17 protein-coding genes are annotated in these 16,911 nt (G+C 50.6%); 7 read left to right on the forward strand and 10 right to left on the reverse strand.

Features of this window, described 5'->3' with window-relative positions; genetic code table 11:
* The 6 genes from MIH19_RS18910 to MIH19_RS18935 form a co-directional block, all read right to left on the reverse strand.
* On the reverse strand, positions 1-546 hold the full coding sequence (locus tag MIH19_RS18910) for a hypothetical protein (RefSeq protein ID WP_249006328.1): 546 nt from the start codon (positions 544-546) through the stop codon (positions 1-3).
* Positions 547-637: 91 nt separating this feature from the next.
* Positions 638-1,585 carry a tripartite tricarboxylate transporter substrate binding protein gene (locus MIH19_RS18915; RefSeq protein WP_249006329.1) on the reverse strand — a complete coding sequence of 316 codons (948 nt, stop codon included), beginning with the start codon at positions 1,583-1,585 and terminating at the stop codon, positions 638-640.
* Between the two features lie 40 nt (positions 1,586-1,625).
* Positions 1,626-2,111, reverse strand: a complete 486-nt coding sequence (locus tag MIH19_RS18920) for a universal stress protein (protein ID WP_249006330.1) — start codon at positions 2,109-2,111, stop codon at positions 1,626-1,628.
* A 68-nt stretch (positions 2,112-2,179) separates the two neighbouring features.
* Entirely contained in the window at positions 2,180-3,472 is a 1,293-nt protein-coding gene (locus tag MIH19_RS18925) for an FAD-binding oxidoreductase (protein WP_249006331.1), read from the reverse strand.
* Between the two features lie 61 nt (positions 3,473-3,533).
* Positions 3,534-3,956: a RidA family protein gene (locus MIH19_RS18930; protein WP_249006332.1), complete on the reverse strand. Its 423-nt coding sequence runs from the start codon at positions 3,954-3,956 to the stop codon at positions 3,534-3,536.
* Positions 3,957-4,036: 80 nt separating this feature from the next.
* The gene (locus MIH19_RS18935) at positions 4,037-5,176 is read right to left on the reverse strand and encodes a tyramine oxidase subunit B (protein WP_249006333.1); all 1,140 of its coding nucleotides are present in this window, start codon (positions 5,174-5,176) and stop codon (positions 4,037-4,039) included.
* A 406-nt stretch (positions 5,177-5,582) separates the two neighbouring features.
* Between MIH19_RS18935 and MIH19_RS18940 the strand changes: the two genes are divergently transcribed.
* Positions 5,583-6,461, forward strand: a complete 879-nt coding sequence (locus MIH19_RS18940; protein ID WP_249006334.1) for a helix-turn-helix domain-containing protein — start codon at positions 5,583-5,585, stop codon at positions 6,459-6,461.
* An 80-nt stretch (positions 6,462-6,541) separates the two neighbouring features.
* Here MIH19_RS18940 and feaR read toward each other — a convergent pair whose 3' ends face one another.
* Positions 6,542-7,525: a transcriptional regulator FeaR gene (feaR, locus tag MIH19_RS18945; RefSeq protein WP_249006335.1), complete on the reverse strand. Its 984-nt coding sequence runs from the start codon at positions 7,523-7,525 to the stop codon at positions 6,542-6,544.
* 289 nt (positions 7,526-7,814) lie between these two features.
* Here feaR and MIH19_RS18950 point away from each other — a divergent pair, with 289 nt between their 5' ends.
* From MIH19_RS18950 to MIH19_RS18975, 6 genes are all read left to right on the forward strand, one after another.
* On the forward strand, positions 7,815-9,224 hold the full coding sequence (locus MIH19_RS18950; protein ID WP_249006336.1) for an aldehyde dehydrogenase family protein: 1,410 nt from the start codon (positions 7,815-7,817) through the stop codon (positions 9,222-9,224).
* Between the two features lie 110 nt (positions 9,225-9,334).
* Positions 9,335-10,474, forward strand: a complete 1,140-nt coding sequence (locus MIH19_RS18955; RefSeq protein ID WP_249009057.1) for an amine dehydrogenase large subunit — start codon at positions 9,335-9,337, stop codon at positions 10,472-10,474.
* 11 nt (positions 10,475-10,485) lie between these two features.
* Positions 10,486-11,025, forward strand: coding sequence for a MauE/DoxX family redox-associated membrane protein (locus MIH19_RS18960; protein ID WP_249006337.1), 540 nt, complete (start codon positions 10,486-10,488; stop codon positions 11,023-11,025).
* 1 nt (position 11,026) lies between these two features.
* Positions 11,027-11,638, forward strand: coding sequence for a methylamine dehydrogenase accessory protein MauD (mauD, locus tag MIH19_RS18965; RefSeq protein ID WP_249006338.1), 612 nt, complete (start codon positions 11,027-11,029; stop codon positions 11,636-11,638).
* A gap of 16 nt (positions 11,639-11,654) precedes the next feature.
* The gene (locus MIH19_RS18970; protein ID WP_249006339.1) at positions 11,655-12,176 is read left to right on the forward strand and encodes a methylamine dehydrogenase light chain; all 522 of its coding nucleotides are present in this window, start codon (positions 11,655-11,657) and stop codon (positions 12,174-12,176) included.
* Positions 12,177-12,187: 11 nt separating this feature from the next.
* Complete coding sequence (locus MIH19_RS18975) at positions 12,188-12,712, forward strand: cytochrome C (protein WP_249006340.1); 525 nt, start codon at positions 12,188-12,190, stop codon at positions 12,710-12,712.
* A gap of 348 nt (positions 12,713-13,060) precedes the next feature.
* Here the strand turns inward: MIH19_RS18975 and MIH19_RS18980 are convergent, their stop codons facing one another.
* The 3 genes from MIH19_RS18980 to MIH19_RS18990 are packed head-to-tail and all read right to left on the reverse strand — an operon-like array spanning position 13,061 to position 16,883.
* Positions 13,061-14,863, reverse strand: coding sequence for an AMP-binding protein (locus MIH19_RS18980; RefSeq protein ID WP_249006341.1), 1,803 nt, complete (start codon positions 14,861-14,863; stop codon positions 13,061-13,063).
* Positions 14,860-15,669, reverse strand: a complete 810-nt coding sequence (locus tag MIH19_RS18985) for an ABC transporter ATP-binding protein (protein WP_249006342.1) — start codon at positions 15,667-15,669, stop codon at positions 14,860-14,862. Before MIH19_RS18985 ends, MIH19_RS18980 begins: the two co-directional genes overlap by 4 nt.
* An 8-nt stretch (positions 15,670-15,677) precedes the next feature.
* Positions 15,678-16,883: an ABC transporter substrate-binding protein gene (locus MIH19_RS18990; protein ID WP_249006343.1), complete on the reverse strand. Its 1,206-nt coding sequence runs from the start codon at positions 16,881-16,883 to the stop codon at positions 15,678-15,680.
* Positions 16,884-16,911 lie beyond the last annotated feature (28 nt).

The following is a 16,911-nucleotide window of genomic DNA, read 5'->3' on the forward strand; positions in this document are numbered from 1 at the left end:
TTAGAAATAGCGGTTAGCGAAGTCAGCCAGGTCATCGGGCAAAAATGAATAGAGCCAGACGTCAGGTAACCAGACGGATACGCCAACACGAAAGATGAGAACCAAAGCAATCAAAGTGCCGATGGTTGCGAGTAACCAAGTGCGGTTTAGCAGTCGCGACAGCCACAAAAGAACGGTAACAAATATAAAAGTGGCCGGTACAAAACCGATGATAGACAGCGAATGGATGTAAGTATAAAACAGCACGGAGGAGATCAACGCCGTACGATATCTGTCCAGCACTGCTAGCAGCGTTTCTAGGGGGTTGCGCCGGAACATGGTGCTGCGCCCCTCGCTGCTGTTATGGCGAGTAAGCTGGATCACTCGATAAGCCGAGAACACAGCCATGGTGCCCAAACCCACCAATGCACCCATCATAGGCTGGGTATACCATCCCCTTCCGGTTTCAACCCAAGAGGCTTGGTACGGAATCAGAATCAGCAAAACCACCGACGTGATAAACATTACCCAATAAATATCGGGTTTAACAACGGTTTCGTTTGGCACGATAGAACTCTTTTGAGTTAATCAAAGTCAGTCGGAAAGACGAAACGAACGGGGGAACGGCTCTCAAAAAACAGCCGTTTCCTGTCCAGAATTATCTATTCATGAACTCAAGTAACCCTTTGGAGCTTTCGAAATCCTTGGCAACAAGTGCTTCTGCCTCTTCTCCACCGATCCAGTAAATGCCGGCACCAGTAGATTCAGCCAACTGACGAATGCGATCTGAGTCCAGCGCGGCTTGGGCTATGACTGCAATCTTGTTTTTAATTTCGTCAGAAGTGCCCTTTCTTACAAACAGGCCATTCCAGGTAGTCTGAGTAATACCGGTCTGCTCGGCCAGAGTGGCAACCTCCGGCGCGATCGTCAGACGATCTTTAGTCAGAGAAGTCAGCAGTTTTACTTCACCAGATTTCAGGCAAGAAAGGATTAACTGCGTGGTTGTATTGATGATGTCAGCGTCACCGGTCGCCAACGTAATACAGTTCGTTGCATCAAAAGCTGCATCGGAAGCGATACGAATACCCGCTTCTGAGGCGGCCTTAAAGGTAATGGCGGTCGGCAATGCCTGGTAGCCGAAGTGACCTAAAGAGATATCGTTATCCTGAGAGTATTTCGCCAGTTCCGCCATATTGTTGTAGGGGGCATCCGAATTGGCGGCAATCACAAACGGGTAATCCAGGAAAATACCAACCGGCTCAAATGTAGACTGATCATAGGGCGCATTACCCGAGTGAATATGAGTGGTCAAAATATCAGCAACAAAAGAGCCGATAGTCTGTCCATTCGGCCGCGCTTTTGCGACATCCAGTGCACCAACGATACCGCCGCCACCAGGCTTGTTGATCACGGAAGCTGGAGTGCCTGTCTCTTCCAACATTTTCTCGGCGATGACACGGGTGATAATATCTTCCAGATCACCGGGAGGCCAAGGCACAACAAATTTGACGGGACGCTCAGGGTATTCAGCCATTGCCGGGCTGCTAACAAGCAGTGGGGAGATAGCCAATGTCGCGACAGCCAAAAATTTTGTTATATTTTTCATGATGTTCCTCATTTTTTTTAGATTGCTCATAGCCGTCTGATCAACTCCGCAGAGGGACAATCAGCACAGGTATTTCTGTTTGCTGGATTACTTTTTGAGTTGTAGATCCAAGGAATAGGCGGGACGCGACTGAACCACCGCGGTCACCCATAACGATCATGTCAGCCTGCTGCTTTTGGGCGACTTTCACGATCACCTGGTCGGGTTGTCCTATAGCCACTTCAATTTGCGGTGCTTGCCCCAGATGAGTGCCCTCGGGAATTTCGCTTTCAAGAAAGGCGGAGATTCTCTGTTCAATCTTGCTACGGTATTGATCCATCATCTGCCTGGTATGATTCAGCTGGACCTTCGACAGCAAATAATCACGCACCATTTCATCGGTATCCGTGCCCATCGGCTCGATAGCGTGCAAGAAAATGATGCGGGCGTTATGCTTCACCGCTTCCTCTAAGGCCATACGAAACGCCGGACGGCTGCCCTCAGTGATATCCGATGCATAAACAATGGTCTTCACAGTTGGCAGCATGGTCGCTCAATCCTCTTTACGATCTCAGTTTTGCTGATTTAAAAACTTGGACGATTTCAGAAATACCGTTACAGTCGATCAAATCGATAAGGAGCAGGGTCGATAACAGGCTCCACGCCAGACAGCAGATCCGCTGCAAGTTGCCCTGCAGCCGGGCCTGTACCAAAACCATGGCCGGAAAAGCCGGTTGCGACCATCAGACCAGGAATAGTTTTTATGTGATCAATTACAGGGTTAGAGTCCGGTGTTACATCGATCACGCCAGCCCAGGCTTCCTCTATTTTCGCCTCGTCAAACGCCGGCCAAGCCGCTTTCAAGTTGTTTAAAGCATCCTGGTTCAGCACCATATTTGGCGCAGGATTATTGGTGCGGACGAGCTCAAACGGAGTTTGGCTATCGGGTTTCCAGCGACGCTTCAGTTTTAGATCTTTAAAGAAGGCCTGGCCGAAATTCATATTCAGAAAACTCCGCTGATTACGTAGCTGATCCATGTAGCGCCAGCCAATCAGCAGATGATCCAGCGTCAAAGGAGCGTCAAGCTTGCCGCGCTGGGTAATGATAAAACCACCGTCCTGATGCTTGCGGAACGAAAAATCCGGGCCACCCACGGCGATGTTCGTGGGACCTTCCATTGGCTGTGTTCTCAACACAGAACAAATCAGCGGCAGCGTTGGCAGGCTTACACCGGCATTGCCAAGAAAGCGTCGTGACCAGGCGCCACCTGCCAGAAGAACCTGCTCGCAACGTATTTCGCCTTTCTCGGTGACGACACCTGAAACACTGCCCGCCGACATTGATAGCGAGCGCACCGCGCAGTTCTGTCGCACAACCGCGCCGAGCTTGATTGCGGCTTCAGCAATTGCGCTGGCGGCAATCGCCGGTTCAGCGTAACCATCGGAGGGCGTATGAATACCGCCTACCCATGGCCCTTTTCCGCCGGGAACAAGCCGGTCGATGTCAGACGGCGCCAACAATTCCGAACCTAGCGACAAGTGCTCGACGGACTTGTGCCAGGCCTCATGCATAGCCATCTGCTCCGGCGTACGGGCAAGAAACGTAATGCCAGCCTGACGATAACCAACTTCACGGCCGATTCGCTCTGACATTGCAGCCCAAAGGCGATCGGCGGCTTGTGCCAGGGGTATATCGTCAGGATGACGGCTGGTTTTACGAATCCAGCCCAGATTACGGGAAGACTGCTCGCCAGCAATCTGGCCTTTTTCCAACAGCACGACGGATATGTTGCGTTCCGCCAACGCCAAAGCCGCAGATACACCCACTATGCCGCCGCCAATGATTACCACACTGGTTGAAGACGGCAGTTCGTCGGCGGTGGTGACGGGATTCAGTGTTCTGGTCATTGCTATTGTCCTGTTGCTGGCGAAACGAAGCGGCTGCCTGACGGCCGCTCCCAAACGGCTATTATTGGGCGATAGTGATCGTTTCGACCTCTGCCTTTGATGCGCCGCGATAGGCCGTTACTTCGAGTTCTACCTTATAAATATTAGAACCCAACGGTGGACAAGTTACGGTGGAAGCCGGGTCAACACCGCGGAATTTTGTACCGATAAATTCCATAACCTTATGTGTATCCGCGGGGTTCTGAATAAACACACGAGACATAACAACATCTGCAAGTGAGGCGCCAACGGCAGCCAAAGCGCGTTCGATGTTCTGAAAAACCTGCTCGGCTTGCTCGATCACATCCTCCGAAATCTCCTGAGAGTCTGGATTACGACCAGCAGTGTTGGATACATGGATAATATTATCTATAGCGACAACTCGCGAATAACTGGCAATTTCTTCAAACTTGGAACCTGTTTTAACTTTTATAATCTTAGTCATGATTGCGACTCTAAACATGGGAGGGTGATTTAATCGGTAAGCGATCGTGACGTTTACTCTTGTTAAATCTTTATTGCTGATCAGCGAAGTACTGGCGTTTCCCAAAGGTTAAGCTTCACGCCTATCCCCTTTTCGATTGCATTGCGATAAATCTTGGTAGCCCAAGCGACATCTTCTACTGGCATACCACCCACAGACATGATGATGATTTCGTCGTCGTTCTGACGTGCGGGTGAATCACCGGCGACAATTGCACCCAAGTCTTCCAGCTCATCCTTCTGCATCAGACCTTCTTCAATCATGTCCATAAAACGCATACCCACCAACGGAATACAGTTGTGGGAAGGCTTTGGCACTTCTTCATACCAAGTTTCATAAAGGCCAACGCTATCCATAACCTTACGTACACCCGCGCTGCTCATCCCGTCATCCAGACTGCAGCTCGCCGGCATCGCCAAATAGGTCCCAGGCTGAACCCACTCGCGTTTGACGATGGGGTATGTTGACGGATCACCCACTTCACCTGAGTTGCAGTAAGTGACTATGTCGGATCCACGCACAACCTCTTCATTGGTTCCAACAATCTGGATGTCGCTTATATGTGGGTACTCGGCCCTGACCCATTCCAGAAAACTTTCCAGACTTCGTTTGCCGCGCCCCTTTACTTTAATAGTGTCAATATCCGGGCAGGCTGCCATGAACGATGCAACCGAAGTCTTACCCATAACACCCGGGCCCAACAGTCCGATCACTTTCGAATTCTTGCGGGCGAGATAACGGGCGCCAACACCCGGAATGGCCCCGGTGCGATAAGCAGATAGAAGATTGGCGGACATATAGGCCAAAGGTGCACCGGTGTCGATGTCACTTAAAATAAACATCAAAATAGAGCGTGGCAGGCCTTTCTCGCGGTTGGCAATATTGGACCCATACCACTTCACGCCGCAGGTCTGGAAGTCGCCACCCAAATACGCGGGCATAGCCATTAAACGCCGGTCAGCCGTTGGTTTGGGCATAGTCGAGAAAACAGATTCCTCCGGAAATGTGATCATGGCACCATGTGAATCACTGTTAGGCCCGGCCATTCGGTAATCGCCCTGATGCAGAAGAATGAACATTTCTTCCATGGTATCCACGCATGCAGACATGTCTGTCACGCCTGCTGAAATCATGTCCGGCTCGGAAAGGTAAATAAAATCAATTCTTGTACTTGTAGGCATAGCATCACCAGTAGAAATAGTTTTCTGCTCCCACAACGAGAGCTTGCCAGCATCTTTTTTCGCAAAACTAGGCGTTCCGTGAGTTTTCCCACGTCCGGTTTCGGATGCTATCCGGAACGCAACAGAGGTGTATTGAACTTTTGCGACACAAATGCGGGAAAGTGCGTATACTAAAACTTGATACGAATGTCGAAAGTTGCGCAGCGAAGTCAATGCTGGAAAGAGGCCGCTGTTTGCTTCGCGCGCGAGGTACGATGTATGGCAGATGCTGGGAAAGAGATACAGAAACCGTCAAGCTGAACCGTATTTTGAGTATTTAATCACTTATTCACTAAGCCATGCTTCAGATCACTAAGCCTTTTTTACATATAAAAATAATATTGATTAAACTATTAGAGACAGCGCAATGTTAAATGTTTCGAATGGTAAAAACTCTAAAGCTTTATTTTGTAAAAAGCTTACACACATTCAACTGGAACAGCCCTGGTTTGTGCTAAGTGCAGAAAATCACTACGATTTTATAATTTCCGAAGACCATGCAATATCACATTTCTATACGTTTGAAGCCGACCTTTCAGACAGCGCTACGTTTGCAATACCGGATGGCGCTATCGATATTCTTTTTGACTGCGATCAAACCAATCCAAGTGCTAAAATATGCGGGTCCACTCTTCAAGCAAGCAGCGCTCACCTAAAGCACAAGCATCGCTACTTTGGCGTAAGATTTGCGGCAGGAGTTTTGCCTGGTTTTCTTACTCTCGCTGCCGCAGAACTGGTAAACCAAGAGTTAAATCTGCTTGAACTATCTCCCGAAAACGAGTCGCTATTTTTTAGAATTGCAAATAACACTAAATTTTTAAGTCAAGTTTCCTTATTTAAACAGATTCTTAATATAAAGCCGCATCGCAAACCATCGATAATAACTAGAAATTTGATTCGTGAAATACATGAAACACAGGGAAATCTTCGTATAAAAAACCTTGAAGAGCACGCTGGTTATACTAGCCGCACTCTCCAGCGACAATTTCAAAATGATATGGGAATGTCCCCTAAGGCTTTTAGCCGTATTGTTCGATGCCAGATGGCCATCCATAAAATTAGTCGTCTGGAAGAGCTGGCTTTTTCGGAGCTGGCGTCTAACTTGGGTTTCAGTGATCAGTCGCACTTTCAACGCGAATTCAAGAAACTCGTATCAACCACACCTCTTAATTACCAACGCCGCATTAAACAAAGACCCTACATTGAAAGAATACGCCAAAATTTCTTACTGGATATTTTCGAATGAGTCTCTAAAGTCAGCAGTATCAGTAGCTTCATAAACCACCTAGAATTCGCCACCAACGGGCCCGCTCAGCAGCGCCCGCATCAGATTGATAAACAACGCTTCTTGAAGTCAGAAGGAGTTATTCCATAGTGGCTCTTGAATGCAGTCGAGAAATAACTGGGACTGCCAAAGCCATATTTGTACACAACTTCCGTCAGATTTAGCCGCCCGCTGTGCGCTCGTATATAATTGGCACACATTTCTAAACGCTGAGCTTTCACGTATTCCGAAAATGTAATCGAATTGTCCGAGAATGCCCGATATAGGCTGCGGACTGACGTGCCAATTGCGCTAGCAACCAGGGATGCGCTTAAACCCGGTTCCGCAATATTTTCTTTGACAAACTCGGAAGCGGCTCTGAACACCCTTTCGTAAGGGGCTGCGCTGCGAACACTCTTCAACACCGACGGTTTGATTAATGTCGCTAGCGAGTCGAGAATGGCTGCGCCTTCTTCCGAATCCAAATTTTCATGCAAAGACGCCTCTATGACCAGCTTGCTAGCAAAACGGGCGATATGAGAATCAGCAGCAATCTTCACACCCGGCTCGACCTTACTGAGGTTCAAAATCCGCTCAATAATTTGACGGGACAGAATGAGCGATATCTGTTGTGAGGGTTCTTGAAACGAGAAGCGAAAAGGCAGCGATGAATCTATCAGCACTATATCCCCCGAAACCAGTGACGAGCGATTTCCGATTTGCTCTACGGAAGAGCGCCCCTGGATCTGAAAAACACAAAAGAAGTCCGGAATCCCGCTTTTCTGTATCTCTTTAGACGTTCGATAAAGGTCCGCTCCTTGAATACTAACCTTCGACATGTCAAGAGATCCGCCTACTTTTTCGACAGATCCACTGAAATTTCCACCCAAAGGGCACGCCAAAAATGGACCACATATCTCATTGATATTGCTAATCCATTTGTCGAAATCATCAGTCCCGGCGGCGCATAGCGACACGGCTACAACCTCTCGTTTTATTATATTATTATCACCCGTAAAAATGGCTAAAATATGATCAAAAGTCAAGAGGATAGCCTGAATACACAACCTATTTAGCCTAATTTGATACACACGTACAAAATATAAAATAATGATGCGTATCACAACTAATTTACATCCGCGCGGCACCTAAGCACACCCCAAAAACGATCTACTTTATACATTGGCGCAGTTGCGCAACGTTCTGGCATCAGCGAGAAAGCAAAAGGCAGGGTTAATTGGTACAAGTACGTATCAAGGCTGCTCCAAACTCGGCAAAGGGGCAACAAACTAAACATCCGTGCGGAGCAAAGAAGTAACCTCCGGAGGCGAAAAAATGCAGACATATCGAAATATCGTAGATGGAACTCTTGTCGAATCTGCCAGCAGTTATGAAATCTTCAACCCTGCCAACGGCCAATCCTTGGGGCTAGCACCGGAAAGCAATGAGCAGGAAGTAGACAAGGCCGTTCAATCCGCTGTGCTTGCGCAAAAAAAATGGGCGCAACGCAGCGATCACGAGCGACGCGACATTACCCGGAAAATTGCTCAAATTCTTCAGGACAACTCGGAATATCTGGCTGAGCTTATTACCCGGGAGCAGGGAAAACCTCTGTCTGGCCCTGGCTCCAGGTTTGAAATGCAGGCCTGTGTCGGGTGGACTCAGGTTCCGGCAAGCTTGGAACTGCCCCCCGAAGTTGTATACGAGGATAACGAACGCAAAGACACACTGCATCGCGTTCCGCTGGGCGTTGTGGCAGCCATCGCCCCATGGAACTGGCCCTTAATGATTGCTATATGGCAGATCATTCCTGCCATAAGGATGGGCAGCGCAGTCGTTCTGAAGCCTTCCGAATACACGCCTATTGCAACACTGGAGATGGTGAGGCTGATCAACCAGGCCCTGCCGGCTGGCGTGCTCAACACGGTAACCGGGGATGGCAGTATTGGCAGCAAGCTGACCCGCCACCCTGACATTAACAAGATTATGTTCACCGGTAGCGAAGCGACAGGCCGCCGTATTATCGAAGCCTCCGCACGGAACTTGTCACCTATAACTCTGGAACTGGGCGGTAACGACGCAGCCGTCGTTATGCCGGGAACGAACATTAAAAAAATTGCCAACGATTTGTTCTGGGGGGCATTCCTGAACATGGGACAGACATGTGCCTGCATTAAGCGCCTTTACGTTCACGAAGATGACTACGAAACCGTTATGGCTGAGCTCAGCGCAATCGCCAGCCAGATAAAAATCGGTGATGGCATGGATGAGTCCGTACTGATGGGCCCCCTTCAAAACAAGATGCAGTTTGAAAAAGTGAAGGCACTCATAGCGGATGCCAAAACCGCCGGTTGCGACATCCGGGAGTTTGGCGACGTACCCAAACAAGGTTACTTCCTGCCTATTACGCTGGTTGGTGACATTAAAGACGGCCAAAGACTGGTTGACGAAGAACAGTTCGGCCCTGCCCTACCGATCATACGGTATCGCGAACTAGAAGATGCCATCGGGTCTGCAAACGGGCTTGAGGCAGGCCTTGGTGCCTCACTGTGGTCAGATAATCCGGCGGATGCGAGCGAGCTCGCAATTCAACTGGAAGCCGGGACGGTGTGGATCAACCAACATGGCGCAATCCACCCAATGGTTGCTTTTGGAGGCAACAAAGCATCGGGCTACGGCGTCGAGTTTGGTATTGAAGGACTCAAAGCGGTTACCCAGTGCCGGGTAGTAAGCATAAAGAAGTAAGAACAGGCTGCCTTAATCCAGGATTGGAGCGGACAGCAAATCAGGTGCGTGATCGGCGATAAAGCACGACGCCCCTTAAAACTAGAAAAATAACATCGAGGATTGTAATGATGCATCTACCTAAACAACTGGCAATAAGCTTGGTGGTAGCGTCCAGCCTGATTGCTGCAAGTGCAAACGCGCGTCTGCCCGATGAAACAGTCGGTAGCACAACTCTGTCGCTGCCTGACGATCACCGCAGCTATATGGTGGACTTCGAATTCAATAACATGGTTTCCACACGTGTCGTTGTGATCGACCCCGACACGCAGAAATATCTCGGGATGCTACCAACGGGGCACGCGGCTCCTGTTGCACTTTCCCGGGATCGAAAAACAATTTTTACCGCTGACTTCTTTTTTACTCGCTACGTGCGCGGGGAACGCACGGATGTATTAACCGCTTGGGATAGCCAAACGTTGTCGCCAAAGTGGGAGCTCGTCGTATCCAGCAAACGCGCGTTTACTCTCACCGAACGCTTTTCACTTGCGACCAGCGCTGACGACAAATTCGTCTACATATACAACTTTACGCCGTCTACATCGGTGACTGTCGTGGACACCACCAAACAAGAGATGGTTAACGAAATCGCGACTAACGGGTGCATTCTCAACTACCCGGTAGGTGACCGACGATTTGCGTCCCTGTGTGGCGACGGATCGCTCCAGATGATTACGCTGAACGACAATGGTGAGGAAGTAGATCGTACCAGAACCGTATTTTTTGACCCGAATGCAGTCAAGCTGGTTGAAAGGGCAACCGTTGTTGGTGAGATTTATTACTTCGTGACGACATCAGGTGAAGTTGTGCCAGTCGACCTATCCGGAGACGAGCCGAAGCCATTACCCCGCTGGTCACTGGTCACCCCGGAAGAACTGGCTGAAGGCTGGGCACCAGGCGGTTGGCAGCTGCTGGCAGCGGCACCGGCTCTAAATCGACTTTACGTTCTGATGCACCCAGACCACGAGGCTTATAAATGGGAAGACCCCAGCCAGATTATCTGGGAGTTTGATCTGAAAACCGGCGAGAAAATCGGAACCCTGGAATCGCCTAACCTCATCTGGAGCCTGAGCGCCACCTCCGATGACAAGCCTCTTCTGCTTGGTGCAAATATTGAAGGTGGGCTGGAGATATTTGATCTCTCAACAGGCGAACACAATGGAACAATGGCAGGCGTAACCAAAACGCCGACGTTGATACTGAACCACTGAGAGGTGACACGATGATAGATCCTGTTATCAGCACATCGGCTGCTTTGGCGCTGAGCGTCATATTCGCCAGTGCTGCCAATCATAAAATCAGGCACCCCAACTGGTTTCGCCGGCAGGTGCGCGAGTATGAATTAATTCCGGGATTCATGGTGCCAACAGCAGCGCTGGCGCTGCCGGTCACAGAGCTGGCGGTTGCCGCCGGCCTGTTATGGAGTACCAGCAGGCCTTACGCCGGCGTTCTGGCATTTTTGCTGATCAGTCTCTACGCCCTGGCTATCGCTATTAATCTGGCGCGAGGCCGCAAAGACATCGATTGCGGATGCTCCGGCCCCGCTATGCGTCAACCCCTACAACCAGCACTGCTCGTTCGCAATGGGCTACTGGCCGTCATTGCTTTGGGTGCGTTGTTACCCATGCTTGACCGGCCTCTGGGCCTGCTCGACAACTTTGTCATTATTGCAGCAGGCACCGTTTTGGTTCTGCTTTACACAACGACAGATCTCTGGATTGCCAACCGTTCGTTACTACTAACAGTGTCAGGAGAAAAATAAGATGCAAGCACTCGTCATTTCAAACATTCTGCTTTGGCTGCTTTTGATAGCCAGTTCTTTGGTGCTGCTTGGCCTTATCCGGCAAATCGGCATTTTGCACTCACGCATCGCACCGGCCGGCGCCCTTATGCTCGATAAGGGCGTTGAAGTTGGTCAACCTGCCCCACAAGTCACAGCAGCAGACCGTTTCGGACGCCCGATCAACATCGGCTATGCCGGTGAACGGTCGACTCTTCTATTTTTCCTGTCGCCCACCTGCCCCATCTGCAAGACACTGCTACCAGCAATAAAAGCCATCAGTCGATCGGCAAAAGACCTGGATGTTATTTACGTGAGCGATGGCGATGCCGCCGAACATGACAAGCTCATATCCCAGGCGGGTCTTGAAAAGTCCACCTATATCGTGAGCCCTGACGTTGGCATGACCTATCAGATTGGCAAGCTACCGTATGCGGTGCTGATTGATAAAGCTGGAACGCTCAAAGCCAAGGGTCTGGTCAACTCCAGAGAACATCTAGACAGCCTGTTCGAAACCGAATTGCTTGGCTCATCAACACTTCAGGATTACATAAAGGCCCAGTCTGAATCCCCAAGCATTCACACGCCATCCTGATTAGGAGAACAATAAAATGAAATTTCTTGATCGCTTTTTCGAACGCTCGTCACGCCACGTAGCCAATACAACCGGGCGGCGCCAGTTCATCGCAAAATTTGGATCTTTTGTGGCCTTGGGCGTGGCCGCGCCAGTTCTTCTGCCTATCGACAGAACAAGTAAAGCACTGGCTGCCGGACTGCCATCAGCCGGAGACCCGGGTGACCCCAACAGTTGCGATTACTGGCGCTATTGTTCTGTCGACGGCTTTCTATGCAGTTGCTGCGGCGGCTCGGCAACCAGCTGTCCGCCAGGAACGGAATCCTCCCAGGTCACCTGGGTGGGGACTTGCCGCAACCCCGCCGACGGAATCGATTACATCATTTCCTACAATGACTGTTGCGGCAAGCACAGCTGTGCACAGTGCGCGTGTACTCGCAATGACAGCGAAGAGCCCATGTACAGGCCTTTCAACAACAATGATATTAACTGGTGCCTTGGCACCAGCAGTAGCGTTTATAACTGCACAGTATCCGTTATTCGGGGCGTAGCGTCCTGAGGAGGATAACAATGCGCTCGATATTCTGTGTGTTGGCTTTAACCCTGATCGTCGCCTCCCCTTCGGGGACGGCACGGGTTATTCCCGACCCTGCCCAAAAACCCGCGCCCGGCAACGAGGCGCGCCAGACACCCCTGCACCTGGCTAATTATTCACCGTCGGTGAACTATCAGTTGCAGTGCCTGGGCTGCCACCTGACGAACGGCGAGGGCGCGCCTAGTCACGATATCCCTATGATGAAAGGCTTTGTCGGGAACTTCTTGAAAGTCGAGGGAGGCCGGGAATTCCTGATACAGGTTCCGGGCGCTTCGCTGTCGGCGCTTAGCAACCAACAGTTAGCAGAACTGCTCAACTGGATGTTAAGAGACGACGAAATAGCCGGAGGAAGTGCCCCTGAAAACTTCAAACCGTATACTGAACAGGAGGTCGAAACTAACCGGGGTGTGATGATCAAAGACCTGATTGGGCACAGGCAGAATCTGATCGAAAAGATAAGGAATCTGAACATAGAAATCCCCGCAAGCGTCATTCCGTAATTTGACATGTGCCCTTTCAACCCAACTCAAGGAGCAATCACGCCTTAAATTGGGTTGGAATGACCAGTTAGGACCTGATTAGTACAGAACACATCAGTTCTAGCTATTGTCCATCCGAAAACGTAAGCGTCTAAATTTTGTACTGAATTACAATAAAAAAGAGGAGAGGCATCTCCTTGTTTTTGCTATCATGAACAGTTAAACCATTGAATATCATGAGTTTGAACTGATTGCTGTGGGCCGCGCACTTTTGCAAGACCCCGAATGGTTCAACAAAGTGAAGGAAGAACGGCTTGGTGATGTGGACTATTTCGCCCGCAAATCCCTCACCAAACTTTACGGAGTCTGTCAGCTATACAACGAATCAATTACCTCGGCGTATTTCTCATAAATTTTGCTCCGACGTACTTTCATGGTGGCGGTCACCTCATCGTCATCGTGATCCAGCTCTTTGATCAATAAATGGAAACGCTTGATCTGCGCCACTTGCGGCAATCTGTCATTGCCTTTATTGACCTCTGCCTGAATCAGTTCCTGCACCTTTTCGTGTTCACTCAGAGTGCGAAACGTGGTGTAGGCAATCCGTTCCTGCTCCGCCCACTTTGCAGCTGTTTCAAAATCGACCTGGATCAGCGCCGAAACATACTTTCGGGCCTCGCCAACAACAATGCACTCTTTAATATAAGGGCTCGCCTTGATGGTATTTTCGATTTCCGTGGGCGATAGATTCTTGCCTCCTGCGGTAATCATGATGTCCTTAAGGCGATCGACTATTCTCAGCTGCCCTTGCTGCCACTCACCAACATCGCCGGTATGCAACCAGCCGTCCTTGAGAGTAGTTGCCGTCGCCTCTTCATCCTTGTAGTAGCCTTTGAAAACGGTGCCACCACGCATGATGATCTCGTTTCGCTCGCCAAGCGTTATTTCAAGCCCTGCGATTGCCGTTCCGACCGTACCGAGGCAAACATTGTCCAGGCGCTGAGCCGTCGCTACACCCGTGCTCTCGGTCTGGCCGAACACTTCAACCAGAGGCACACCCAGAGTGCGAAAGAACTGGAGAATACCCGTTGAGATAGGTGCCGCACCGGTCAGCGCAATGGTACAGCGGCGCAGCCCGATAAAATTCTGCAAGGCACGAAACACCAGCCAGTAATACATACTGTAGGTAAGTCGTTCCTTGACACTCCACTGCGCCTTTGGTTTGGTCGCTAAGGGCTCACAAGCGCTCATTGCGCGCTCGAAAAGCCCCAGTCGCAAACGCCCCGTCTCCTGCATCTTGATATAAATGGCGGAGTGGAGCTTTTCCCATATTCGCGGGACGCCCAAGAAAAACGTTGGAGCAAGCTCCCGGAGGTCTTCCTGAATCGTGCGCAGGCTTTCGCCAAAGCTCACTGCGCTGCCCGCATAAACGGGCGCAATATTGGTAAGCGCCTGCTCTGCCACATGGCACAGTGGCAGGTAAGACAGACTGGTACTGTCCTGATCCACCCCGAGTAACTCAATAAGCCCCCGCGCACCTGACTGCAGATTGCCCCAGCTGATCAGTGCCCCTTTGGGCCGGCCGGTAGAACCGGAGGTGTAAATCATTAGAGCGATATCATCCATCGTCTGGCTGTCGAGCAGTTCGTCAATCAGTTCGGGATGGTTTTTCTCGAACTCCCGCCCCAAGGTCTCAATTTCTTCAAACGCCGTCGGCGGCGACGCGTAGGCGCGCAATCCTTTGGGATCAATAACAATGTTGTGTTTGAGCTGTGGCAACTGAGGCCAGGCTTGTAGAACCTTGTCGGTCTGCTCTTGGTCTTCACACACCACAATTTCTGCGTCACTGTGTTCTAACACATAGGCGACTTCATTCCACGGGCTGGTGGGATACACGCCCACACAGATACCCTTTACCAGGCCAATACCCATCTGAGCGATAACCCACTCCGCCCGGTTTTCCGAAATAATGGCAACGTGGCCACCCTCGCAAAGACCCAGCGCACGCAGGCCCAAACCAAAGTGCCGGGCGTGCTGATAATAATCCTGCCAGGAATAAGCCTGCCAGATGCCGAAATCCTTCTGCCGAAGCGCCAACATGTGAGGGCGCTCTTTTGCGTGGGCACGTAGCATCTGCACAAGAGTCAGATCACGGATTTGCAATGTTGTCATGACAACCACCGCTTACGGCGCTTGTAATGCTTGATGTCCCGATAACTGCGAGCCTCTCCTTCTTTGCCGCCAACCCCTAGATAGAACTCTTTTACATCCTCGTTGGATGAGAGTTTATCCGCCGGGCCGTCAATCACGATTTTTCCGTTTTCCATGATGTAACCATAAGAAGCAATGGCCAGAGACACCGCGGCATTCTGCTCCACCAACAGTATGGATGTGCCCTGCTCGCGGTTTATCCGAGCGATAATGGTAAATATTTCCTCAACCAGTTGCGGGGCCAGGCCTAGGGACGGCTCATCCAGCATCATCAGCTCTGGTTGTGCAATCAGCGCACGGCCGAGTGCCAACATCTGTTGTTCGCCGCCAGAAAGGTAGCCCGCAAGCTGCTTACGGCGCTCCCGCAGGCGCGGAAAGTAGTCGTAAACCAGCTCGTAGGAGTCACTCAAAGACGTCTTGCGCCCACTAAGCGCATAGGTTGCCGCAACAAGATTTTCCTCAACGGTCAGATCTTCAAAGACACGGCGCCCTTCCATCACATGAAACAAACCGTCACGAACCAGCTTTTCCGGTGCTATGCCTTTTAACGCGCGGCCTTTAAAGCGAATTTCTCCGGCTGTCACTTCGCCGTCTTCAAGAGCCAAAAGTCCTGATACACTTTTCAGTGTTGTGGATTTGCCAGCGCCATTAGACCCCAGCAACGCCACAATGGCGCCACGGGGAACCCGAAGTGACAGGCCCCGCAGAACCTGCACCGACTTATTGTAAACCACTTCTATATTATCGATTTCCAGCAGGGCTTCCATATAGCGTCTCAGTCGAGATGAATCCAGTCAGATACCGGCTCATAACGAGCTTCTTTCGCGTTCACACGCCAGATACGACCCACCGGGAACGACATGTCTTGCACCGTAACCGGAACACCAATAATGCCGCCGGTATCCCAGTCTTTGATCGAAGCGAGAGACTCGGCCATGTTATCGGCGGTCAGTTCTTTATCCGCATCCAGTGTGCGCTTTATCACCTCAGTCCAGACCATGGCATTAAACCAGCCTTGCATATAACCGGTCGGCCGGTAACCGGCATTCGGATCACTCTTTTGAGCCTCGGCACGCAGCGCGTCGAGCATCGGCCCGCTTTCTGGGCTGTCATAGTAGTTGTAAGGCATAACACCCATATAACCATCGGCGTCTGCGCCCATCTTGTCGATGATGAGTTTGTCAGTAGACCAGAAGGTGCCTATAAACTGAGTGTCCAGACCCATCTGCCGCATCTGCACCATAAACTCGTTAATGGGCGACAACACATAACCGTGGAATATGACAAAATCCGGGCGGACGCGACGCAGCTTTAAAATCTCTGCAGAGACATCCACACTGCCCGGCTTGGTGACAATTTCCTCTACAACTTTGATGCCCATCGCGGCGGCTTTGGCTTTGCCGTTTTCAATAGGATCTTTGCCAAACTCGGTATCGCTGTAAACAAACGCAACGGTCGGTTTGTCGCCATCTTTGCCCTGAGTGGCAATGTACTCAAGAATAATACCGAGCATCTGGGTGTAATTAGGGCCGGGTATGAACTGATACGGGTATTGCTCATTGTCGGTCAACGCCGTCGCGAAAGACGCACCGCTCATCAGCGTGGTGCCTCTGCTGTTCAGTTCTGAGGCAATCGTTTTCATGAATCCGGTGCTGTCGCCGTAGTAAACCGGAACCGTGTTACTGCCAGAGATTTTCTTGAATGCAGCGACGGAACGGTCAACCTCATAACCAGTGTCCTCCATCACATACTTCACCGGATGGCCGTTGATCCCACCCTGACTGTTGATCCAGCTTGTATAGTCAGTCAGGCCAGCATGAATGTGCACGCCAGCAAACGCGAACACGCCAGACAAGGGTATGGAACCACCAAATACGATGGGCTCTTTATCCTGTGCCATTGCTGGCCCCGCTGCGACCAAGGCGGCAATGCTGCCGATACCTACGAGTCTGCGGCCTTCTTTCAGAATTCTTTTAAACATGTAACTTCTCCTTGCGGCTTCTTGTTGT

The organism is Marinobacter sp. M1C (assembly GCF_023314135.1).
GTDB lineage: Bacteria > Pseudomonadota > Gammaproteobacteria > Pseudomonadales > Oleiphilaceae > Marinobacter.